The organism is Helicobacter pylori oki112, assembly GCF_000600085.1.
GTDB lineage: Bacteria > Campylobacterota > Campylobacteria > Campylobacterales > Helicobacteraceae > Helicobacter > Helicobacter pylori_CY.
This window is the reverse complement of the sequence record NZ_CP006821.1, coordinates 1,558,436-1,577,808: the sequence shown is the minus strand read 5'-3', so window position 1 is coordinate 1,577,808 and position 19,373 is coordinate 1,558,436. Positions and strand designations below refer to the sequence as shown.

General features: G+C 38.8%; 11 protein-coding genes and 1 pseudogene. 4 read left to right on the top strand and 8 right to left on the bottom strand.

Going from position 1 to position 19,373, the window contains the following annotated elements; translation table 11 throughout:
* Nucleotides 1-9: 9 nt before the first annotated feature.
* From HPOKI112_RS07555 to HPOKI112_RS07545, 3 genes are read right to left on the bottom strand one after another with little or no spacing between them, the layout of a single operon-like run.
* Nucleotides 10-1,317 (bottom strand): NFACT family protein, encoded by a 1,308-nt coding sequence (locus tag HPOKI112_RS07555; protein WP_015428428.1) that lies wholly within the window; start codon nucleotides 1,315-1,317, stop codon nucleotides 10-12.
* A complete protein-coding gene (locus tag HPOKI112_RS07550) occupies nucleotides 1,314-2,888 on the bottom strand; it encodes a DNA repair protein RecN (protein WP_025310063.1) in 1,575 nt (524 codons plus the stop codon). The genes HPOKI112_RS07555 and HPOKI112_RS07550 overlap by 4 nt, the downstream gene beginning before the upstream one ends.
* A gap of 14 nt (nucleotides 2,889-2,902) precedes the next feature.
* Nucleotides 2,903-3,757 carry an NAD(+)/NADH kinase gene (locus tag HPOKI112_RS07545; protein WP_025277212.1) on the bottom strand — a complete coding sequence of 285 codons (855 nt, stop codon included), beginning with the start codon at nucleotides 3,755-3,757 and terminating at the stop codon, nucleotides 2,903-2,905.
* Nucleotides 3,758-3,943: 186 nt separating this feature from the next.
* Here HPOKI112_RS07545 and HPOKI112_RS07540 point away from each other — a divergent pair, with 186 nt between their 5' ends.
* Nucleotides 3,944-4,672, top strand: a complete 729-nt coding sequence (locus tag HPOKI112_RS07540) for an outer membrane protein (RefSeq protein ID WP_025276483.1) — start codon at nucleotides 3,944-3,946, stop codon at nucleotides 4,670-4,672.
* 10 nt (nucleotides 4,673-4,682) lie between these two features.
* Here HPOKI112_RS07540 and HPOKI112_RS07535 read toward each other — a convergent pair whose 3' ends face one another.
* From HPOKI112_RS07535 to HPOKI112_RS07525, 3 genes and pseudogenes are all read right to left on the bottom strand, one after another.
* On the bottom strand, nucleotides 4,683-6,395 hold the full coding sequence (locus tag HPOKI112_RS07535) for a DUF262 domain-containing protein (RefSeq protein ID WP_025310062.1): 1,713 nt from the start codon (nucleotides 6,393-6,395) through the stop codon (nucleotides 4,683-4,685).
* 142 nt (nucleotides 6,396-6,537) lie between these two features.
* Nucleotides 6,538-7,634, bottom strand: a pseudogene (locus tag HPOKI112_RS07530) (NAD(P)-dependent alcohol dehydrogenase).
* A gap of 268 nt (nucleotides 7,635-7,902) precedes the next feature.
* On the bottom strand, nucleotides 7,903-9,045 hold the full coding sequence (locus HPOKI112_RS07525) for an alanine dehydrogenase (protein WP_025277209.1): 1,143 nt from the start codon (nucleotides 9,043-9,045) through the stop codon (nucleotides 7,903-7,905).
* Between the two features lie 203 nt (nucleotides 9,046-9,248).
* Here HPOKI112_RS07525 and rocF point away from each other — a divergent pair, with 203 nt between their 5' ends.
* Both rocF and HPOKI112_RS07515 read left to right on the top strand, forming a co-directional pair.
* Nucleotides 9,249-10,217, top strand: coding sequence for an arginase (gene rocF, locus HPOKI112_RS07520; RefSeq protein ID WP_025310061.1), 969 nt, complete (start codon nucleotides 9,249-9,251; stop codon nucleotides 10,215-10,217).
* Between the two features lie 338 nt (nucleotides 10,218-10,555).
* On the top strand, nucleotides 10,556-13,081 hold the full coding sequence (locus HPOKI112_RS07515; protein ID WP_025310060.1) for a TonB-dependent receptor family protein: 2,526 nt from the start codon (nucleotides 10,556-10,558) through the stop codon (nucleotides 13,079-13,081).
* An 88-nt stretch (nucleotides 13,082-13,169) separates the two neighbouring features.
* Here HPOKI112_RS07515 and HPOKI112_RS07510 read toward each other — a convergent pair whose 3' ends face one another.
* Entirely contained in the window at nucleotides 13,170-13,877 is a 708-nt protein-coding gene (locus HPOKI112_RS07510; RefSeq protein WP_025277207.1) for a M48 family metallopeptidase, read from the bottom strand.
* Nucleotides 13,877-16,852, bottom strand: a complete 2,976-nt coding sequence (locus HPOKI112_RS07505) for a type I restriction endonuclease subunit R (protein ID WP_025310059.1) — start codon at nucleotides 16,850-16,852, stop codon at nucleotides 13,877-13,879. Before HPOKI112_RS07505 ends, HPOKI112_RS07510 begins: the two co-directional genes overlap by 1 nt.
* Before the next feature lie 65 nt (nucleotides 16,853-16,917).
* Here HPOKI112_RS07505 and HPOKI112_RS07500 point away from each other — a divergent pair, with 65 nt between their 5' ends.
* Nucleotides 16,918-19,371: a type I restriction-modification system subunit M gene (locus HPOKI112_RS07500; RefSeq protein ID WP_025310058.1), complete on the top strand. Its 2,454-nt coding sequence runs from the start codon at nucleotides 16,918-16,920 to the stop codon at nucleotides 19,369-19,371.
* Nucleotides 19,372-19,373 lie beyond the last annotated feature (2 nt).

Below are 19,373 nucleotides of genomic sequence, written 5' to 3'. Positions count from 1 at the left end.
CTTAAGTGTTTAAGTGTCCTTTAGACTAATAGTTCGGTATTTTGAGTAAATGACATTAGCTCCTTTGATGATTTTGACAAATTTTCGTTGCGTGTAGTCAATTTCGTAACTATTAAACGCATCTTTTTGCATTTTAATCAACATTTTGGCTAATTCCATAATGACCTCATCTTTGGGCGTATTCTTTTGGCAAAAAACGATCAAATGCGATCCAGGAATATCTCTTACATGCATCCATAAATCATTCGCTCTTGCGTCTTGTAAGAGTTTGATATTCTCTTTTTGGTTTTTCCCTAAACCGATTTTAAAATCCTTATAATACAGCACTTCATACCCGCTCATCGGGCGTTTGATTTTGGAATTTTTTACCGGCATAAACATTTCTAAAACGCTTTCTTCTTTGGCTCCTTTAACATAATTAATTTGATTTTCTTTAAAAGCGATTTTTTCTTTTAGATTCTCTTCTTCTAAATACAAGAATTGCGATTTTTGTTTCTTTTTTTTACTGAGAGTGAATTTTTTATTGATAAAAGCGTTTAAGGGTATGCTCTTATCAATTTCAATCGCGCGTTCTTTATCTTCAAAATCCTTTAAAACCACGCGGCTTTCATGCCTGTTGATTAAATGTTGGTAAGTGAGTAATAGCTGGGCTTGAGTTTGCAATTCTTTCGCTTCCAGCTGTAAATTTTTAGGATCTTCTAATTTTTCTAATTTTTCTTTCAAGCGTTCTTTTTGGGTGTTTAATCGCTTGATGATTTGATTTTTCTTGTGTTCTAATTCTTTATGCTGATAGGATAAAAAATCTTTTTCTAAAATGTCTAACAATCCCTTAAAATCCAAATCCTCTTCTTGATGCTCGTAAATATTAGGAGGCAATGCCCCTAAAATATCGTTTTTAGCGACCCTGTCATTAAAACGAAAGGCTTCTATCACGCATTTTTCTTGATCTAAAATCATGAGGTTGGCTTTTTTAGGGATCATTTCTAAACGCAAAATAAAATTTTCACTCTTATAAGCTAAATCTTTAGCGCCTGTGATTTCTAAAATCCGATCGTTATCAATGATGTTTGCTTGTAAAATTTTGGCGTTTTTAGTGAATTTATTCAAACAAAAATCTAACGCTAGGGTGTTTTTTAAAACGCTCTCTGGGGGTTTTTTGGACAAACCGATATAAGGCACATTCAAATCCACAACAAAGGCGTGTTTTTCTTTAGAAAAAGTCTCTAATAAAAAGCTAGACGCACTCAAGCGTTTGAGGTTAAAATGCGTTTGAGCGTTTAAAAATTCGCTGAATTTCTTTAAAAGAAAAAATTTCATTCTTGCGCCTTTAATTTTTCTTTAGCGAAAGAAATCGCACTCTCAATGTTTTCGCTTCCCCCTATCATGCGCGCGATTTCTAAAACCCTTTCTTCGTTATTAAGGGTTTTTGCAAGGCTTTTATGGTTTTCTTTGAAAACTAAAATATGATTTTTAGCGAGTGCTGGGATATGGACTTGGTGTGAAATGGCAAAGATTTGTGAATGACTGCTCAAGGTTTCAAGGGCTTTAGAGACCGCCAAACTCTCTTCGCCGCTCAAGTTGGAATCCATTTCGTCTAACACCAACACGCCTTTAAAATCCTTTAAAAACTCCATTTCTAAAAGCATGAACGCCAGCCTCAAACGGCTGTATTCTCCAGAGCTTAAAGTCTCTAATTGGGAATTTTGTAAATGTAAAACGAGTTTTTGAGTGCCTTTTTCGCTCATGGGGGCTTCTTCTAAAACCAAACTAGGGCTTTTTAGGAGCAAATCTTTAGCCTTAACGCTTAAAAGAGCGTTAAAACCGGCTAAATACTCTTTTCTAAAGCCACTTATTTCTTCGCACAATTTCAAGCATTCGGTTTTTAATTGCTCTATTTCTTTGTGGTAAGTTTCGCAATGATGGTCAATTTCTTTTAGATTATGCAATTCGTTTTTAACATGCCCTAATCGTTCTTTAGCATGCACAATACTCCCATAATCCTTAATGATCCCGCTTAGCATGCCAAGCCTTTCTAGCACTTTTTCAATATCCAAACGCTCGCACTCTTCTAATTTAGCCTGCTCTTTTTCCAATAAAGCGCTCGCTTCTAATAAAGCGCTTTTTAAAAACTCCGCGCTATGGCCCACGCTCTCTAAAGCATGCGTGATTTTATGGGTATTTTCTAGCACCTCTAACGCCAGAGCGATTTTATCGTTCAATTTTTCCTTACTAGAGAGCAATTTTTTTTGCTCTAAAAGGCGTTCGTATTCATCTTCTTTTAAATCCAGCCTCTCTAATTTCATTTTTTCAAAATTCAACCGCTCTTCTAAATCCTTTTGGAAACGCTTTTTATCTTCTAATAATAGCCTTTCTTTTTCTAGATTCTCTAAACGGGTGAATCTTTCTTCAAGCGCGCCTAAAAGGGGGCTAAACGCCTTGTTTTTGTTTTGGATATAGCCATCTAGTAAGGAGAGCATTAAAGTATCGTTGAGTTCATTCTGGCTGAATCTGTCGTTAGATAAGCGTTTGATCAAACCTTTTAATAACGCTTTGAGCGTGTTTTTAGACAGGCTTGTTTGGTTTAAAAAATAGCGCGTTTTTTCTTTTTTAATCACGCTGATGACTAAGGGCTCATGTTCATCTTCTCTAAAAATGCCGTATTCTTCAGTGTCTAAAAAAGGCGCAATCAATTCCACTTCAATGTTTGAAGCGTTGCTCTCTTTAAGCCCAAACGCCCCTAAAAGGCTCGCAATAAGAACGCTTTTTCCCACCCCACTAGCCCCACTAATCGCGCTCAAGCCGTCTTTAAACTCTAGATCCAATTTTTCAAAAACAGCGTTTTGACGCACTTTCAAGCGTGTGATTTGAGCGTTATTAAAATCTCGCATGTTTTTTACCCTTTTTATCTTTTTTTGCTAGGGCTTTCCCCCCATAAGAGCTTTTCTTTAAGCACTTTAAAATAATCCCTTGAATTTTTTTGTAAGAGCTTGGTGGTCGTGGGGCTTTTTTGGATGTATAGGGGTTGGTTGGCTTTTAAATCATAGGTGGCTTGCCCATCAATGACCACAAGAGCGTCTTCATGAGCGCAAAAATTCAAACAAAATTCCGCTCCTAGCACTAAAGGGCGTTGCGTTAAAGAGAAATCGCACAAGGGCGTTAAAATATAGCTCTGGCTTAAAGCATGCACAATCGGCCCATGAGCGCTCAAATTATAAGCGGTCGAGCCTAGGGGCGTGGCAATGATAAGCCCATCGCCTTTATAGGTGTTAAAGGGCGTATGACCCGCATAAGCTTGGATGTCTAAAACCCCTAAAGCTTTTTTTTTGGCGATCACAATTTCATTGATCGCATAAAAAGAGGTTTTCCCAATACGGCCCTCTAAAGCCAAATGCTCTTCTAATTTGATCCTATCTTGCTTGAGATCTTGTAAGAAACCTTTCAAGCCATTCAATTCAACCGCACTCAAAAACCCTAAATTCCCTATTCTAACCCCAAAACATGGCTTATTGTAAGAATGCGTCATTCTTAAAGCCCCTAAAATCGTGCCATCGCCCCCTAAACATAAAAACGCATAGGCTTTTTCTATCAATCGTTCATCTTTTGCTCCATCAAGGCTATCAATCATAAAGCTTCCAAACCCTTCATCTTCTAAAAGCTTTAAAACCCATTCTTTAGCTCGCTCTAGCTTTTCAAAAAGAGGGTTTTGATAATGGGTAGGCCGCACAAACACGCCGATAGTTTGATGTGAATCTTTCATGCGTATATTGTAGCTTAAAGCTTGAAACAAAATTTTAAAAAAAGGGGGTTTTAATTGCTTTTTTATCATCTTGTGTAAAGTTCATGAAAAGTTTTTATTGTGGTTAATGTTTCATTTTTTAAACTTTTTTAATTGTTTTTTGGGTATTCTTTTTAAGAATGTAAACATTATGTTAAGGAATCACACATGAAAAAATTTTTTTCTCAATCTTTATTAGCTTTGATTGTTTCTATGAACGCGCTATTAGCTATGGATGGTAATGGCGTTTTTTTAGGAGCGGGTTATTTGCAAGGGCAAGCCCAAATGCATGCGGATATTAATTCTCAAAAACAAGCCACTAACGCTACGATCAAGGGCTTTGACGCGCTTTTAGGGTATCAATTTTTCTTTGAAAAACACTTTGGCTTGCGCCTTTATGGGTTTTTTGACTACGCTCATGCCAATTCTATTAGGCTTAAAAACCCTAATTATAACAGCGAAGTGGCGCAATTGGCGGGTCAAATTCTTGGGAAACAAGAAATCAATCGCTTAACGAGCCTTGCTGATCCCAAAACCTTTGAGCCAAACATGCTCACTTATGGGGGGGCTATGGACTTGATGGTTAATGTCATTAACAATGGCATCATGAGTTTGGGGGCTTTTGGCGGGATACAATTAGCCGGCAATTCATGGCTTATGGCGACGCCGAGCTTTGAGGGCATTTTAGTGGAGCAAGCCCTTGTGAGCAAAAAAGCCACGTCTTTCCAATTTTTATTCAATGTGGGGGCTCGCTTAAGGATCTTAAAGCATTCCAGCATTGAAGCGGGCGTGAAATTCCCCATGCTAAAGAAAAACCCCTATATCACTGCAAAAAATTTGGATATAGGGTTTAGGCGCGTGTATTCATGGTATGTGAATTATGTGTTCACTTTCTAGGGGCGCGTCCCTAGAGCGTTAGAATGCCCTCAATGATTTCAATCAGCTCTTCTTTTCTTTTTTCTAAGCTTTTGGGCGTCCATTCTGTGTAGCGACACACATCGTTTTTAGTCATATCATAGCAATCCATCACCTTAAAAGTTTTCTTATTGTCTAGTGCGATAGGTTTCCCCATATAGATTTCTTTTTTCTCTTTGAAATCTTGGTTTAAAGCCTGGCTTAAAGCTTTGGTGTTTTTCTTACCCCCTAAAAGCGTGAGATTGGCTAAAGAATGCGTGTATAATTCCCTTTCTTCTTCGCTAAAGTCTTTAACCCACTGGCTTGAAGGATCGGTGTTTTGGGGCAAAATGCGTTCAACATGAAAATCGTCATCCATTTTAATGTAAGCGGGGTTGGCGTTATCGCTCATGAAATATTCCACTAAAATGAGAATGGGTTTGAGCCATGAATTTTTTTTGCCAGATTTGCCAGTGAAGTAGAATTTTGTGTATAAGTTGCTGTCTTGCAGGTTTTCTTTAAAGCGTTGCGTGATATTTTTATCCTTAAAATATTTTTTCACAATAGAAGCGATGCTCTCTACGCTTTTCTTTTCCTTTAGGGTATTGATGATGTTGCAACAAGTTTGGTTGCGTGTGTAGCTTGTCTTCCCTGCAACCCAATCTTGGTAGTAAAACTTGACTAACAATTCCTTTAAAGCCTCTATATCTTGATCGCTATAGCGGTGCAACAAACTGGTGCACAAAATAACGCATAAATAATCATCGTCTTTATACGAGAGCAAGTAGGCGTGTCGGTCTTGCATTTCTAACGCCTCACAATAAGCGTTGTAAAAATCTTCTACGCCCTTAAGGTATTCTAATGGGGTTTTATTAAGATTTTTAAACCAAGTAACAAGCCTTTTTTCCATTTTTTCTTTAGAAGTTACCGGATTGAGATAGGTTAAATACCAGCTGAATAAGGTTTCTATCTTTAAGTCATTGTCCGAGCATTTTTGATACAGATCATTCCAACGAGACACAAATTCTTCTTGTTCATGTTCTTTAGCGTGTTTTAACAATTCCCCCTTAAAAATATCCGTCGCATTCAAAGCCAAACCTCTAGCGTTTAAAACATTAAAAATCCTTAACGCCTTGTCTGCATCAGGGCAAGTGATGGTGATGAATACGACCTTAAAATACAGCCACTCAATGAAATCGTTAATGTCTTCAATCTCTTTTTTTTTGAGATAGTTTTTTAAACAAATCGCATTTTTTAGGTAATTATTCTTATTGTTGCTTACAGGAGCATCATTGAAAGAAGTTAAGGCGTATTGAAAATCTTTTTTAGAATTAAACCCTATAGCGTTAAAATTCAACCGATCTTTTTTCCCATACCTACCATTCAAGCTCTCTTGTAAATAGTCTTTGCTCTCTTCAGTTAAACGCTCAGAATAAAGGGTGGCTAAAACTTTTGCGAGCAGAATGAAAGTGCTTAAGCGTTGCTGGCCATCCACAACATCATAGGTTTTGGCTTTAGAATCTTCGCTGATTGCAATTAAGACTAATGAGCCGCAAAAATAATCGCTTTCTCTGTCGTCTTCATAATTAAAAAACAAATCGTCTAAAAGCTTTTCGCAGTTTTCTTCTGTCCATTGGTAAGGGCGTTGGTAGATAGGGATTTGATAGTAGAGTTCGTCTTTTAAAATATCTCTTAAGTGAGAATCTTTGCTTTCAATTTTTGCCATAAAAACCCCTTGTATGATTTAGGGTAGATTATAACATTAAAAAGTGTTTTTTTTTTTTTTTTGAAATATTTCTATACATTAAGACGCATGGTTTTTGTTAGAGCAGACAGAAAAGAACCCCTAATTTAGGGGTTTTTGGGGTTTATTTCTTAAAATTTTCCATGGATTTTTTCATATCAATCACATAGCGGAAATTCCCTTGCCCGTTTAAGAGTTTGTCCCAAGTCGCATCAATTTCTTGACCGGTAACTAGCTCAATCTCAGGGTAAATGCCATGCTTGATGGAAAAATCCATCATTTCTTGGGTTTCTTTCACGCCCCCAATCCAAGAGCCATAAACCTTATGATTGCCTGAAAACAGCACCAAATCGCCAAAATCCAAATTCCTTTTCGGATCTTTTGGAGGGATACCCACAATCGCCACTTCACCGCCATATTTTAATAATTTCGTGTAAGCGAGCAAGTCATATTGCGTGGGAATACTAGAAATGATTAGATCAAATTTTTCTTTGCATTCTTCTACGCTTGTATAAAAGTTAGTCGCGCCTAGTTTTTGAGCCATTTGTTTTTTCTTGTCGTTCCTTGCGAACACGCTCACTTGCGCTCCCATAGCCACGGCGTATTTTAAAGCCATATGCCCCAACCCGCCAAAACCAGCGATACCCACTTTAGAGCCTTTAGTAACTTTAGAAAATTTCAAAGGCGAATACACGGTAATGCCCGCGCAAAGCAAGGGGCCACTTTGTCTAATGGGGCTTCTTTAGGGATAGAAATCACAAAGTTTTCGCTCACCACGATATTGTTAGAATACCCGCCATAAGTAGGCTCATTATTGTGGAAAGAATCTTCCCAGCTGTAAGTGTAAATGGTTTTGTTGTTTTCGCACCATTGTTCTTGGTGTTCATGCTTACAGGTATGACACTCACCGCAAGAATTTACCATGCAACCCACTCCAGCGTGATCGCCTACTTTAAACTTCGTTACCTTAGAGCCAACCGCGCTCACCACCCCAGCAATCTCATGCCCAGGCACCATAGGATAAATTCCAGGCAACCAATCGCTATGAGCGAAGTGAATATCCGTATGACAAATTCCTGAAAAATGGGTGTCAATGACAACATCGTATTCGCCCATGGCATGGCGGCTATGCTCCCATTTGTGGAACTTCCCGTCTTTGTTGTCTATCGCAAAACCTTTAAAAGGCACTCGTTGGCTGTTACAATTGCAAGCGTTATGCATAAAAACTCCTTAAAACATCAAAATATCATTCAGTCTTATTTGTAGTTTTAACAACAAGGAAAAAAGGGATTTTTGTGTGTTTCTGTAACCGTCAAACAGGTTCAAAAGAAGAGTGTTTGTGTGTTTCTGTAACCGTCAAAAATTTAACAAAAACTATTAAAGGCTAAATGTGGAAAGATTTTAAGGAATCTATGCTTAAAGCTTTCTTAGGCTAAAGAAAAACCTTTACCCTAAAGCGGCCTTTAAAACCCTTGCTAAAGCTTATTTTTTAAAGCTCCTTTAAAATCTCTAAAGGCGATTTGAACGCTAGATTGAAGGTTTTAGCGATGCCTTCTTGGGTGATATAGCCGTTATAAGCGCTCAAGCCTCCAAGGGTGTTTGCCACGATTTTAGTGTTGGCTATTAAAAAACCTTTCAAGCCATGCTCTAAATAATACAACAAATACGGCACGCTCGCATGGCTATAAGCCACAGAGCTTGTTTTAGCGACAATCCCTGGCATGTTCGGCACGCCATAATGCAACAAACCCTCTTCCACATACACCGGGTTAGAATGGCTTGTCTGGTGTATGGTCTCTATGCACCCCCCTAAATCGCAAGCCACATCTATCACTACCCCTTGTTTTTGCATGCGTTTTAAATGCCTTCTTAAAATCACTTTAGGGGTTTGGCTCGCTGTAACTAGCACCGCTCCCACTAGCCCCACCGCTCCATTTAAAGCCTGAATGATATTGGCTTCATTCACGCTTAAAACTTCTAAATCATACAAATGGTAATAGGGGTGGTTTTGTAATTTAGCGTAGTCTAATTCTAAAATCGTTACTTTAGCCCCCATTTGGCTTAAAACTTTCGCGCTCTCCATGCCAACCACACCGCCCCCAACTACGACAATTTTAGCCCTTTGCGCACCCGACAAACCCCCTAGCATGACCCCCTTACCCATAAAGCCCTTAACATGCTCTAAAGCCAGTAAATAATGCTGGACTAAATGCGCAGCCAACCTCCCAGCGACCACGCTCATAGGCGCTAAAATAGGGTAGTCGTTTTTAGGCCCGGCAATAGTTTCAGTGCAAATGGAAGTGATTTTTTTATCTATAAACATTTCGCACAAGCTTTTTTGATACGCTAAATCCAAGTAACTAAACAGCGTGGCTTTTTCTTTCAACAAAGGGTATTCATGCTCTAAAGGCTCTTTGCATTTGACCACCAAATCTTGCCCCCACGCTGTTTTAGAATCCACGATTTTAGCCCCCACGCTCTCATACGCTTCGTTGCTATAACCGCTATTAGCACCGGCATGATTTTCTACTAAAACCTCCACGCCCTTTTGAACGATTAGCGCCACATCATCAGGCACCAAAGCCACTCGTGATTCTAAATCCATGCTTTCTTTGACTAGCCCAATAGTCATGTTAATCCTTTAAATAGTAGTGTCAGTTATGATTATATTCGCTCAATAAGATATTTGTAGTGTTTTTCTGTCAAAAACTTGAATGGTTTTACTCTTTTACACAATGAAATTGTTCTATTTATTATCCATTTGCTTATTGATAATTGGTTGTTAATTTTGATTTAGAATAGAGATCATTAGAGGGGATTTGAAGGAGTTATACAATGATTTTAGTAGGATTGGAAGCGGAATTAGGAGCGTCAAAAAGAGGCACCGATAAAGGGGTTAGGCGTTTGAGAGAAGCTTTAAGCACAACGCATGGCGATGTGATTAAAGGCATGCAAACAATCATTCAAGAGCGGTGCGTGCTTTATAAAGAGTTTAGATACGCTAAGAATTTTGAAGATTACTACCTTTTTTGTAAAGAAAATTTGATCCCTTGCATGCGAGAAGTGTTTGAGAAAAAAGAATTTCCTTTGATTTTAAGCTCAGAGCATGCGAACATGTTTGGGATTTTCCAAGCCTTTAGGAGCGTTCATAAGGACAAAAAAATAGGGATTTTGTATTTAGACGCGCATGCGGATATTCATACGGCTTATGACAGCGATTCAAAGCATATCCACGGCATGCCTTTGGGCATGGTTTTAAATCGTGTCCGTAGCGGGTTCAATCGCATGAGCGAGAGCGAAGAAAAGGCATGGCAAAAGCTCTGCTCTTTGGGGTTAGAAAAGGGAGCGTTAGAAATTGATCCTAAATGTTTGGTGTATTTTGGGGTAAGAAGCACCGAACAGAGCGAAAGAGATGTGATTAAGGAATTGCAAATCCCTTTATTTAGCGTGGAAGCGATAAGAGAAAACATGCAAGAAGTGGTTCAAAAAACCAAAGAATTGTTAAAAGCGGTGGATATTATTTATCTTAGTCTAGATTTAGACATTATGGATGGCAAGCTTTTCACTTCTACCGGCGTGCGTGAAAATAACGGGCTGAGTTTTGATGAATTAAAGCAATTACTGGGCTTGCTTTTAGAAAGCTTTAAAGACAGATTAAGAGCCGTTGAGGTAACCGAATACAACCCCACGGTGAGCACCAAACACAATAACGAAGAAGAAAAGCAGGTTTTAGAAATCTTGGATCTCATCATCAATAGCTGTAAAATTAAAGATAAGAAGCACTCTTTTGCGATGAGTTACTGATCGCTTTTCAAACCAAACGATAAAAAGTTGAAAAAGGGGCAGTGTTTAGATGGAAAGTTAAACCGCTTTTAGCGTCAAAAAATACCTTGTGTGTTTTGAGAACGCATGCAAGCTCGTTGTGTGTCAAAAATGGGTATTTTCTACTAAAACCAAGCGAAATCAAAAAAAAAAAAAAAGATTTTCATGAGATTAATAAAATTTTAAGAATTTTATGATAAAAGTCTGAGAATTATTAAGTTTTTTTTGTTTTTATTACTTAATAGGCGTTCGTTATCAGTGTGGTTTTACTTGAAAAATTTAAACCATTTTTTAATCTCTCAAAACATAAGGAGTTTGTGTTGCATAAAAAAGTTCTGTTGGCTTTAACTGCTAGTTTGATTTGCCAAGAGTCTTTGTTCGCTAAGGAAAAAGACTACACTTTGGGCAAGGTTTCTACTGCCGGCAAAAAGGATAGATCTGATTATTCTGGGCAGGTCAATTTGGGTTATAGCGGGATCACCGCGCCTAAGAGTTGGCAAGATGAAGAAGTGAAAAAATACACAGGAAGCCGCACGGTGATCTCTAATAAAGCGCTCATCCAACAAGCTAACCAAAGCATTGAAGAAGCTTTGCAGAATGTCCCAGGTCTGCAAATTAGGAATGCGACAGGTGTAGGGGCTATGCCTACTATCCAAATCCGTGGCTTTGGGGCTGGGGGTTCAGGGCATAGCGATGCGACGCTTATGTTAGTTAATGGTATTCCTGTTTATATGGCCCCCTACGCTCACATTGAGCTAGACATTTTCCCTGTTACCTTCCAAGCCATTGATCGCATTGATGTGATCAAAGGCGGGGGCAGCGTGCAGTATGGGCCTAACACTTATGGGGGTATTGTCAATATCATCACTAAGCCTATCCCTACTCAATGGGAAAACCAAGCGGCTGAAAGGATCACTTATTGGGCTAAGGCTAGAAACGCCGGGTTTGCCGCTCCCCCTGATAAAACCGGCGATCCTTCTTTTATCAAGTCTTTAGGCAATAACCTCCTCTATAACACTTATGTGAGGAGTGGAGGGATGATCAATAAGCATGTGGGTATCCAAGCGCAAGCTAACTGGGTTAGAGGACAAGGCTTTAGGGACAATAGCCCCTCTAGTATTTCAAACTATTGGCTAGATGGGGTCTATGACATCAACGAAAACAACGGGATTAAAGCCTATTACCAATACTACGATTTTGCTATCGCTCAACCGGGATCACTCAGCGAGCAAGATTACAAAATAAACCGCTTCGCTAATTTACGCCCTATCAACCAAAAAGGCGGGCGCTCACAACGCTTTGGGGCTGTGTATGAAAACCGCTTCGGGGATTTAGACAGAGTGGGCGGGACTTTCAGCTTCACTTACTATGGGCAGTTGATGACTAGGGACTTTCAGGTAAGCTCCAGCTACAATAGCGCTAACACGGTTACTTGTTTTAGCGAAGCGGCATGTAGGGCGGCAGGACTCCCGGCAGGGTATAACTTGGCTGTGCCTTATTATGCCACCAACTACAATGGCTGGGCAGAAGTAGAAAACCCTGTGCGCTCCATTAACAACGCTTTTGAGCCTAAAGTGAATTTGATCGTCAATACCGGGAAAGTCAAGCAAACCTTTATCATGGGCTTGCGCTTCATGACCACCACTTTTTTACAGCGCCAATACTTAAACACCAATGAGTGCGCCACCAAAACGAGCGGTGAGGGGGCAGGATTCTTGTGTGAGGGCGCTAATGTGATGAGCGGTTGGAAACCCCACATCAAGCATGGCGTTTATAGAAACTGGAATAACTGGCGTAACAATTACACAGCGGTTTATTTGAGCGATCGCATTGAAGCTTGGGATGGGCGCTTTTTCATCGTGCCTGGTTTGCGCTACGCTTTTGTGCAATACAACAACGAAAATGCGGCTAACTGGATGCAAATCCCTGAAAAGGATTTAAGAAAAATCAAGCACATGAACAATTGGATGCCCTCAACCAACATTGGCTTTATCCCCGTGCAAGGCGATCACAACGTGCTTACCTACTTCAACTACCAACGCTCTTTTGTCCCGCCTCAATTAGATGTTTTGAGCTATGGAGGAGCGGAGTATTTTACCCAACACTTTGACACTGTGGAAGCAGGAGCGCGCTACACCTATAAAGATAAATTCAGCTTTAATGCGGACTACTTCAGGATTTGGGCGCGCGATTTTGCCACCGGGCAGTATTCAGTCTATACAAGCGGCCCCATGAAAGGTAATGTGCGCCCCATTAATGGCTATTCTCAAGGCGTGGAGCTGGAATTGTATTACAGGCCTATTAGAGGGTTGCAATTCCATGCCGCTTTCAACTACATTGACACTCGTGTAACCAGCCATGGCCCTTTAACAGACTTGAACGGAGATGTGCTAAAAGGGACTAGCTATAACAAGCATTTCCCTTTTGTAAGCCCTTTCCAGTTCATTTTTGACGCTCGCTACAACTGGCGTAAAACCACCATTGGTATTTCTAGCTATTTTTATAGCCGCACTTATAGCGGGATTAGCAACAGCGCAGCAGGAGGCTATTATGGGATGCAATATTATAGTGGGGGGAACAACTATGAAAGCGTTCTCAATAGCGGTTATCAATGCGAAGCTTGGTGTATGACCCAACATGAAGGGCTCTTGCCTTGGTATTGGGTGTGGAATATCCAAGTGAGCCAAATTTTTTGGGAAAACGGACGACACAGAGTTACAGGAAGCTTGCAAATCAATAATATCTTTAACATGAAGTATTATTTTACCGGGATTGGCTCTAGCCCTGCAGGCTTGCAACCTGCGCCTGGAAGATCGGTTACAGCGTATTTGAACTACACTTTCTAAAGGCTTTAAAAAGGAGGGGGTTATTGTGCGATGATGAGCCGCTCAAGTTAGCCACTTAGCGATTTTATTGAAATGATGAAATCTTCATTTAAGAGTGCTCCAAATAAGTTTCTTTGAGACTGGCCTTAGCCCTTTGCCAATTAGGTAAATACAAACTCAGCAAATCCCTAAAATATTCGTTATGGTGGCGCGCTTTTAAATGCAATAATTCATGCACAACCACATATTCAATGCCCTCGCTAGGCGCTTTAGCCAATTCCAAATTAAAAAGCAAGGTGCGTTTAGCAATATTACAACTCCCCCATATCCGTTTCATTTTTTGGATTTTAAAGCCTTGTATACTTTCGTTTAAAATCTTTTCGTATTGGTTGATATAGGTTTGTATTTTTTCTCTTAAAACTTGTCTGTAATAGCTTTCTAACACTTTTAAGCGGTTTTCTAAACTTGTTTTTTGATGGACATGCAAGATTAAATATTTAGGGCTTTGGAGGACGAAGTGTTTTCTTATGGTGTGTTCAATCTTTAACAAATAGCGTTTCCCAAAAAGATAATGGCTTTCTCTTTCTAGCATTCCTCTTTGGCTTTGTCTGTTTTGGTTTAAAAAATTTTGTTGCTGTTCTTTTATCCAAGGGAGTCTTTTAATCAAAGAAAGCCTAAGGCTCTCATCGTTTAAAGCTAGGGGGCAAGACACACGCACAAAGCCATCAGGCGGGCAAACGCTAATGTGTAAATGCTTAATATCCTTTTTTTCTATAATGATGTCTGTATCATTTAAAGTCAAACAATAAGCGTTCATTAATGATACTCGTCTATGTGTTTGGCTAAATTAAAGGTGTTTTCTAACAAACCCTCATCGTTTATGATTTTTCTTAAAGCGATTTTAAGGTTTTTTTCTTTTTGGTTATGCCCCACCCAACCATCTTTTTTATTATCCCTTATGCATGCGTCTATTTCTAGGGCTAAGGCTTCATTTTGATCTAAATTATCATAGAGGGTTTTCAAAGCGTTAGTGTTGATCTTTTTAGGGTAATTTTTATTTTCTTTATCAATAACCTGTTTGGCTAAATTGTGGATTTGTTGCAAGTATTCTAAATAGGTTAATTTCTTTTCTCTAAACTGGTTGATCAAATCGTTTAAAAGCAAAGATAATTTTTCGTAATACTTAGGATCGCTCGCTTCTTTTTCTATAATGCGTTTTCTGGTGTTATTAGCGATGCTTTCTGCCATAGAGCTTTCATTTTTAAATACTTGAGACAGCTCCTTATTAAAATCATTAATATCCATTTGGGCTAAAACTTCGCACAGCCCTTGATCTTCTATTTTAATTAGCGTCTTGCTATCTGTGGCTTTAATGTAAGCGTCTAAGATCCTGCGCATGTCTTCGCTATAGCTTTTTAAATCCACGCTATCCCCACTATTTAAGCTAACCGCTTTTTGTAAATGCCTATAAAATTGCGCTTCTTGTTTGATTTTTTGCATTTCTTCTTTAGAATAAACGGGCTTTTCTAGATTGTTCAATTCCACAAACATTCTTAAAAACATGCCAACAAGCTGATAAAACAACCGCCTTTTTTGAGCGTTTTTTTCTAAATCGCTCCCGCAAAAATAAGCGATATAATCCCTTTCATCTTTTGGTTCTTTCACGCTTTCACCAAGCGATTTCAATTGATCTCTAGCCTCTTCTAATTTTTTCTTAATCTTTTGGGCTTTGTTGGAGATAAGCCCTTGAATGTCTTCTTTTTCATAGTTTTCAAACGCCCCATTAGTGTAATCGCTGTGCGCTTCTTGCAGGCTGTCAAACAAATCGCTATAGTCTATGATACAGCCAAAATCCTTATCTTCGCCATCCAGTCTATTCACCCTACACACCGCTTGAAAAAGCCCATGATCTTGCATTTTCTTATCAATGTATAAATAAGTGAGGCTTGGTGCATCAAAACCGGTCAATAGCTTATCCACCACGATCAATAGCTTCATTCTATTAGGCTCATTAATAAAACGCTCTTTAACTTTTTCTTCAAACTCTTTAATTTTATTAAGGGCTTTTTTCTCATCTTTTTCATTAAAAAAGTTTTGCAGCATTTTGCAATAAGCACGGTATTTGTAACTCTCTTCGCTCTCATCGCTCCCGCAATCTTTCAGATCAGCGATATTGGGTTCATAGCTTGTGATCACAGCCACCTTATCCTTTAATTCTGTTTCTAAAAAGAGTTCAAAATACCGGCATGCGTTATACACGCTTTCAGCCACCAGCATGGCATTCCCCTTTTCACTCCTTAATCGTGGGAGTTTTGCCATATCCAATACAATATCTTGCACAATACGAGCTAATCTGTCTTTAGTGGAAAAAACTTTTTGCAAATTAACCCATTTCTTTTTAAGCTCTGTTTTAGCCGTCTCATTCAAGCCTTGGGTTTTTAATTCAAAATATTCGTCTAGCTTTTCAGGGCTACTGACATATTGATCCACGCTTCTGGCTTCATAATTTAAATCTAGCACCACCCTATCGCTAACGGCTTCATTAAATTTATAGCAATGGATATAATTCCCAAACACTTCCTGGCTTGTCTTTTTATCTTGTTTCAATAAAGGCGTGCCGCTAAAGGCGATAAAAATCGCATTAGGGAGCAGGCTTTTCATGGCTTTATGCAATTTACCGCTTTGGGTTCTGTGGCATTCATCCACTAAAACAACCCATTCCTTTAAAACAGGTTGTTTTTTTAAATCTTCTAAGTCGTTGTCATCAAATTTATGGACAAGCGCTCCAACTAAAAATTCCTTATTTTCAAACAGCACGCTCAATAAATCCTTCTTGCTGTCTGCGCGATAAAGATCCTCGCCTATCCCACTAAACACGCCTTGAATTTGAGCGTCTAATTCCCTCCTGTCCGTAACGATTAAAATCCTTGGCTGTTTGATATTTCCTCTTAGCCATCTAGCAAGCCACACCATAGTTAAGCTCTTGCCGCTGCCTTGCGTGTGCCAGATAATCCCCCCTTCTTTTCTGTTGATAAATTCCTGCGTTTTTTTAATTGCAAAATATTGGTGGAACCTGGCGCATTTCTTTTGCCCCTTATCAAAAATCAAAAAATCATGGATAAATTCTAGAAACCTTTCTTTTTTTAAAAAGCATTCAATCGTCTCAAACAAATTTTTTTGAACACCTTCTTCTTTCCAAGAAAGGTAGTATTTTTCTTTAGTCTCTATGACGCCATATTTTAGCCCTTGACTTTCATTGCCCGCCATAACCAATTGGATCGTTTTAAAAAAATCTCTAATAAATTCTTTCTTCTGGTTGTCTAAATTTTGCCGGATACCGCTTTCTACGCTCACGCTGGATTTTTTCAATTCCAGCACCCCTAAAGCGATCCCATTAACATAAAGCACTATGTCCGGCCGCTTCATGTTTGCCCCTTTAACGCTCACTTCTTCAGCCACGCTAAATTCATTCTTAGAAACATCTTTCCAATCAATGAGATAAGTCGTTTGGAAGTTTTCATTCTGACTTATTTTAGTTCCCACGCCATAAATCAAAAGGTTGTAAAATGTTTGATTCGCTTCGTATAAATCGTTTTTTAAAGCGTCATGGATTTTCTGCTCAATTCTTTGCCACCTTTCATCATTGATTTTTTGGTTTTTAACTAGCCATGCTTTCAAGCTTTCTTTATTGATGTTTTCATTATCGCTCTTTGTTAAATCCCCCAAATACGCATAGCCCATGCTTTTAAAAGTTTCTATGACTTGTTTTTGAACTTCTTTTTCTGTTTTCATTATTAAACCCCTTAAGAGCGTATCGCTTTATATTATAATCCTAAAAACAAAATAGGGCGATTAAAATGGCGATCAAAAAAAGCGAATTGTATAGCTCTTTATGGGCTGGGGCGGATAGTTTAAGGGGCGGAATGGATGCGAGCGAGTATAAAAACTATGTTTTGAACTTGCTTTTTTTAAAATACATCAGCGATAAAGCCAGAAACAATACTTATAGCGAAATAGAAGTGCCACAAGGGTGTTTTTATGAAGACATTCTCGCTTTAGAGGGCGATAAGGAAATAGGCGACAAGCTCAATAAAATCATCGCCAAAATCGCAGAGCAAAACGGCTTAAAAGGCGTGATTGACAGCGTGGATTTTAACGATAACACTAAGCTTGGAGAGGGTAAAGCGATGATAGACACCCTTTCTAATTTGGTTAAAATCTTTGCTGATTTGAGTTTGGGCGCGCATGGGGCTTTAGACGATGATTTATTGGGCGATGCTTACGAATATTTAATGCGCCACTTTGCCAGCGAATCCGGTAAATCCAAAGGGCAGTTTTACACCCCTAGCGAAGTTTCGCTTTTATTGTCCCTTTTGCTTGGCATTGATGAAAACACCAGACAGGATAAAAGCATCTATGATCCCACTTGCGGGAGCGGTTCGTTATTGTTAAAAGCTTCTAGTTTGGCCGGTGAAAAAGGTTTAACTATCTATGGTCAAGAAAAAGACATTTCCACCACAGCCCTTTGTAAAATGAATATGATCTTACACAATAGCGCTACTGCTGATATTGCTAAAGGGGGTTCTAGCACCCTTTCTAACCCCCTTTTTACTACTGAAAATGGCATGCTAAAAACCTTTGATTATGTTGTGGCTAACCCTCCTTTTAGCTTGAAAAACTGGACTGATGGGCTAAGTATAGATCCTAAAAGCAAGCAAGTCATTAATGATCGTTTCAATCGTTTTGAAGACGGCACGCCCCCTGAAAAAAATGGCGATTTTGCTTTTTTGCTCCACATCATCAAATCCTTAAAAAACACAGGCAAAGGGGCAGTGATTTTACCCCATGGGATGCTATTTAGGGGGAATGCTGAAGCACAAATTAGAAAAAATCTTTTATTAAAAGGCTATATTAAAGGCGTGATAGGCCTAGCCCCTAACCTTTTTTATGGCACTTCCATTCCTGCATGCGTGATTGTTTTAGACAAAGAAAACGCGCACGCCAGAAAGGGCGTTTTTTTGATAGATGCGAGCAAGGATTTTAAAAAAGACGGCAATAAAAACCGCTTAAGGGATCAAGATGTCCAAAAAATGATAGACACTTTTAACGCTTACAAAGAAATCCCTTATTATTCCAAAATGGTAAGCCTAGAAGAAATCAGCGCTAACGACTATAACTTGAATATCCCGCGCTACATTGCCGCCAAGCAAGAATCAGAAAAAGACTTGTTCGCTTTAATCAACAGCCACAAGGCTAGTTATTTGCCCAAAAACGAAATAAAAGCCTACGCCCCTTATTTTCAAGTGTTTAAAGAGCTTAAAAACACGCTTTTTAAAAAGAGCGATAAAGAGGGTTATTACGCTTTAAAAACAGAATGCGAAAACATTAAAGAGTCAATCATTCAAAGCTCAGAATACCAAACCTTCCACGCTTCTGTTTTAAACGCTTTTGACCGATTGGATTTATTTGAAACTTTTAACCATTTAGAGCCAGGTTTTAACCCAAAAACCCTCATAGAGAGCGTTTGCTCAAAGGTTTTAAAAGAATTTGAAAAGGGTGAAATTTTAGACAAATACGGCGTGTATCAGCTCTTTAAAGATTACTACAACGAAGTCTTGCAAGACGATTGGTTCCTTCTTTCATCCAATGGTTTCTTGAGCGCTAAAGAATTGAGGGAATTAACCCCCCTAAAAGACAAAAACAAAAAAGCCAATTATTTAGAGGAGCCGGATTTTGTCATTCAAAAAACCTACTATAAAAGCGATCTAATCCCTAAAAACCTGATCAAACAACGCTTTTTTGAAAAAGAAGCGAAAGAATTAGAACAATTAGAAAACGCCCTTAATGAAAAAGAGGCCAATTTTGAAGAATTTATAGAAGAGCATTCTAATGAAGAGGGGCTTTTTTATGAATCAAAAATCAATGAAAGCGTTTTGAAAAAAGAGCTAAAAAACGCCACCGATTCAGAAGATAAGAAAATCCTAAAAACCGCTTTAGAATGGCTAGAAGCTAAAAACAAGGCACTAAAAATGAAAAATAAAGCCCATGAGGAGCTGGAATTAAAAGCGTTCCACCAGTATAAAAACTTAGAATTAAACGAAATTAAAGATCTCATCATCAAAGACAAATGGCTTAAGAGCCTAAAAAACGCCCTAGAAAACAAAATTTTAAAACGCATCAACGCTTTTATTAGCGCCCTTAATAAAATCATTTCAAACTACTCTAACAGCTTGTTAGAATTAGATAAAGAAGTCAAAGAGAGCGAATCAAAAGTTTTAGAGCATTTGAAAGATTTGGGGTTAATGGGGTGACA

Coding starts and splice junctions, on each gene's coding strand:
- HPOKI112_RS07510 (WP_025277207.1), bottom strand. CDS start 13,877: ATGAACGCTTATTGTTTGACTTTAAATGATACAGACATCATTATAGAA.
- HPOKI112_RS07540 (WP_025276483.1), top strand. CDS start 3,944: ATGAAAAAATTTTTTTCTCAATCTTTATTAGCTTTGATTGTTTCTATG.
- HPOKI112_RS07535 (WP_025310062.1), bottom strand. CDS start 6,395: ATGGCAAAAATTGAAAGCAAAGATTCTCACTTAAGAGATATTTTAAAA.
- HPOKI112_RS07550 (WP_025310063.1), bottom strand. CDS start 2,888: ATGCGAGATTTTAATAACGCTCAAATCACACGCTTGAAAGTGCGTCAA.
- HPOKI112_RS07555 (WP_015428428.1), bottom strand. CDS start 1,317: ATGAAATTTTTTCTTTTAAAGAAATTCAGCGAATTTTTAAACGCTCAA.
- HPOKI112_RS07500 (WP_025310058.1), top strand. CDS start 16,918: ATGGCGATCAAAAAAAGCGAATTGTATAGCTCTTTATGGGCTGGGGCG.
- HPOKI112_RS07545 (WP_025277212.1), bottom strand. CDS start 3,757: ATGAAAGATTCACATCAAACTATCGGCGTGTTTGTGCGGCCTACCCAT.
- HPOKI112_RS07505 (WP_025310059.1), bottom strand. CDS start 16,852: ATGAAAACAGAAAAAGAAGTTCAAAAACAAGTCATAGAAACTTTTAAA.
- rocF (WP_025310061.1), top strand. CDS start 9,249: ATGATTTTAGTAGGATTGGAAGCGGAATTAGGAGCGTCAAAAAGAGGC.
- HPOKI112_RS07525 (WP_025277209.1), bottom strand. CDS start 9,045: ATGACTATTGGGCTAGTCAAAGAAAGCATGGATTTAGAATCACGAGTG.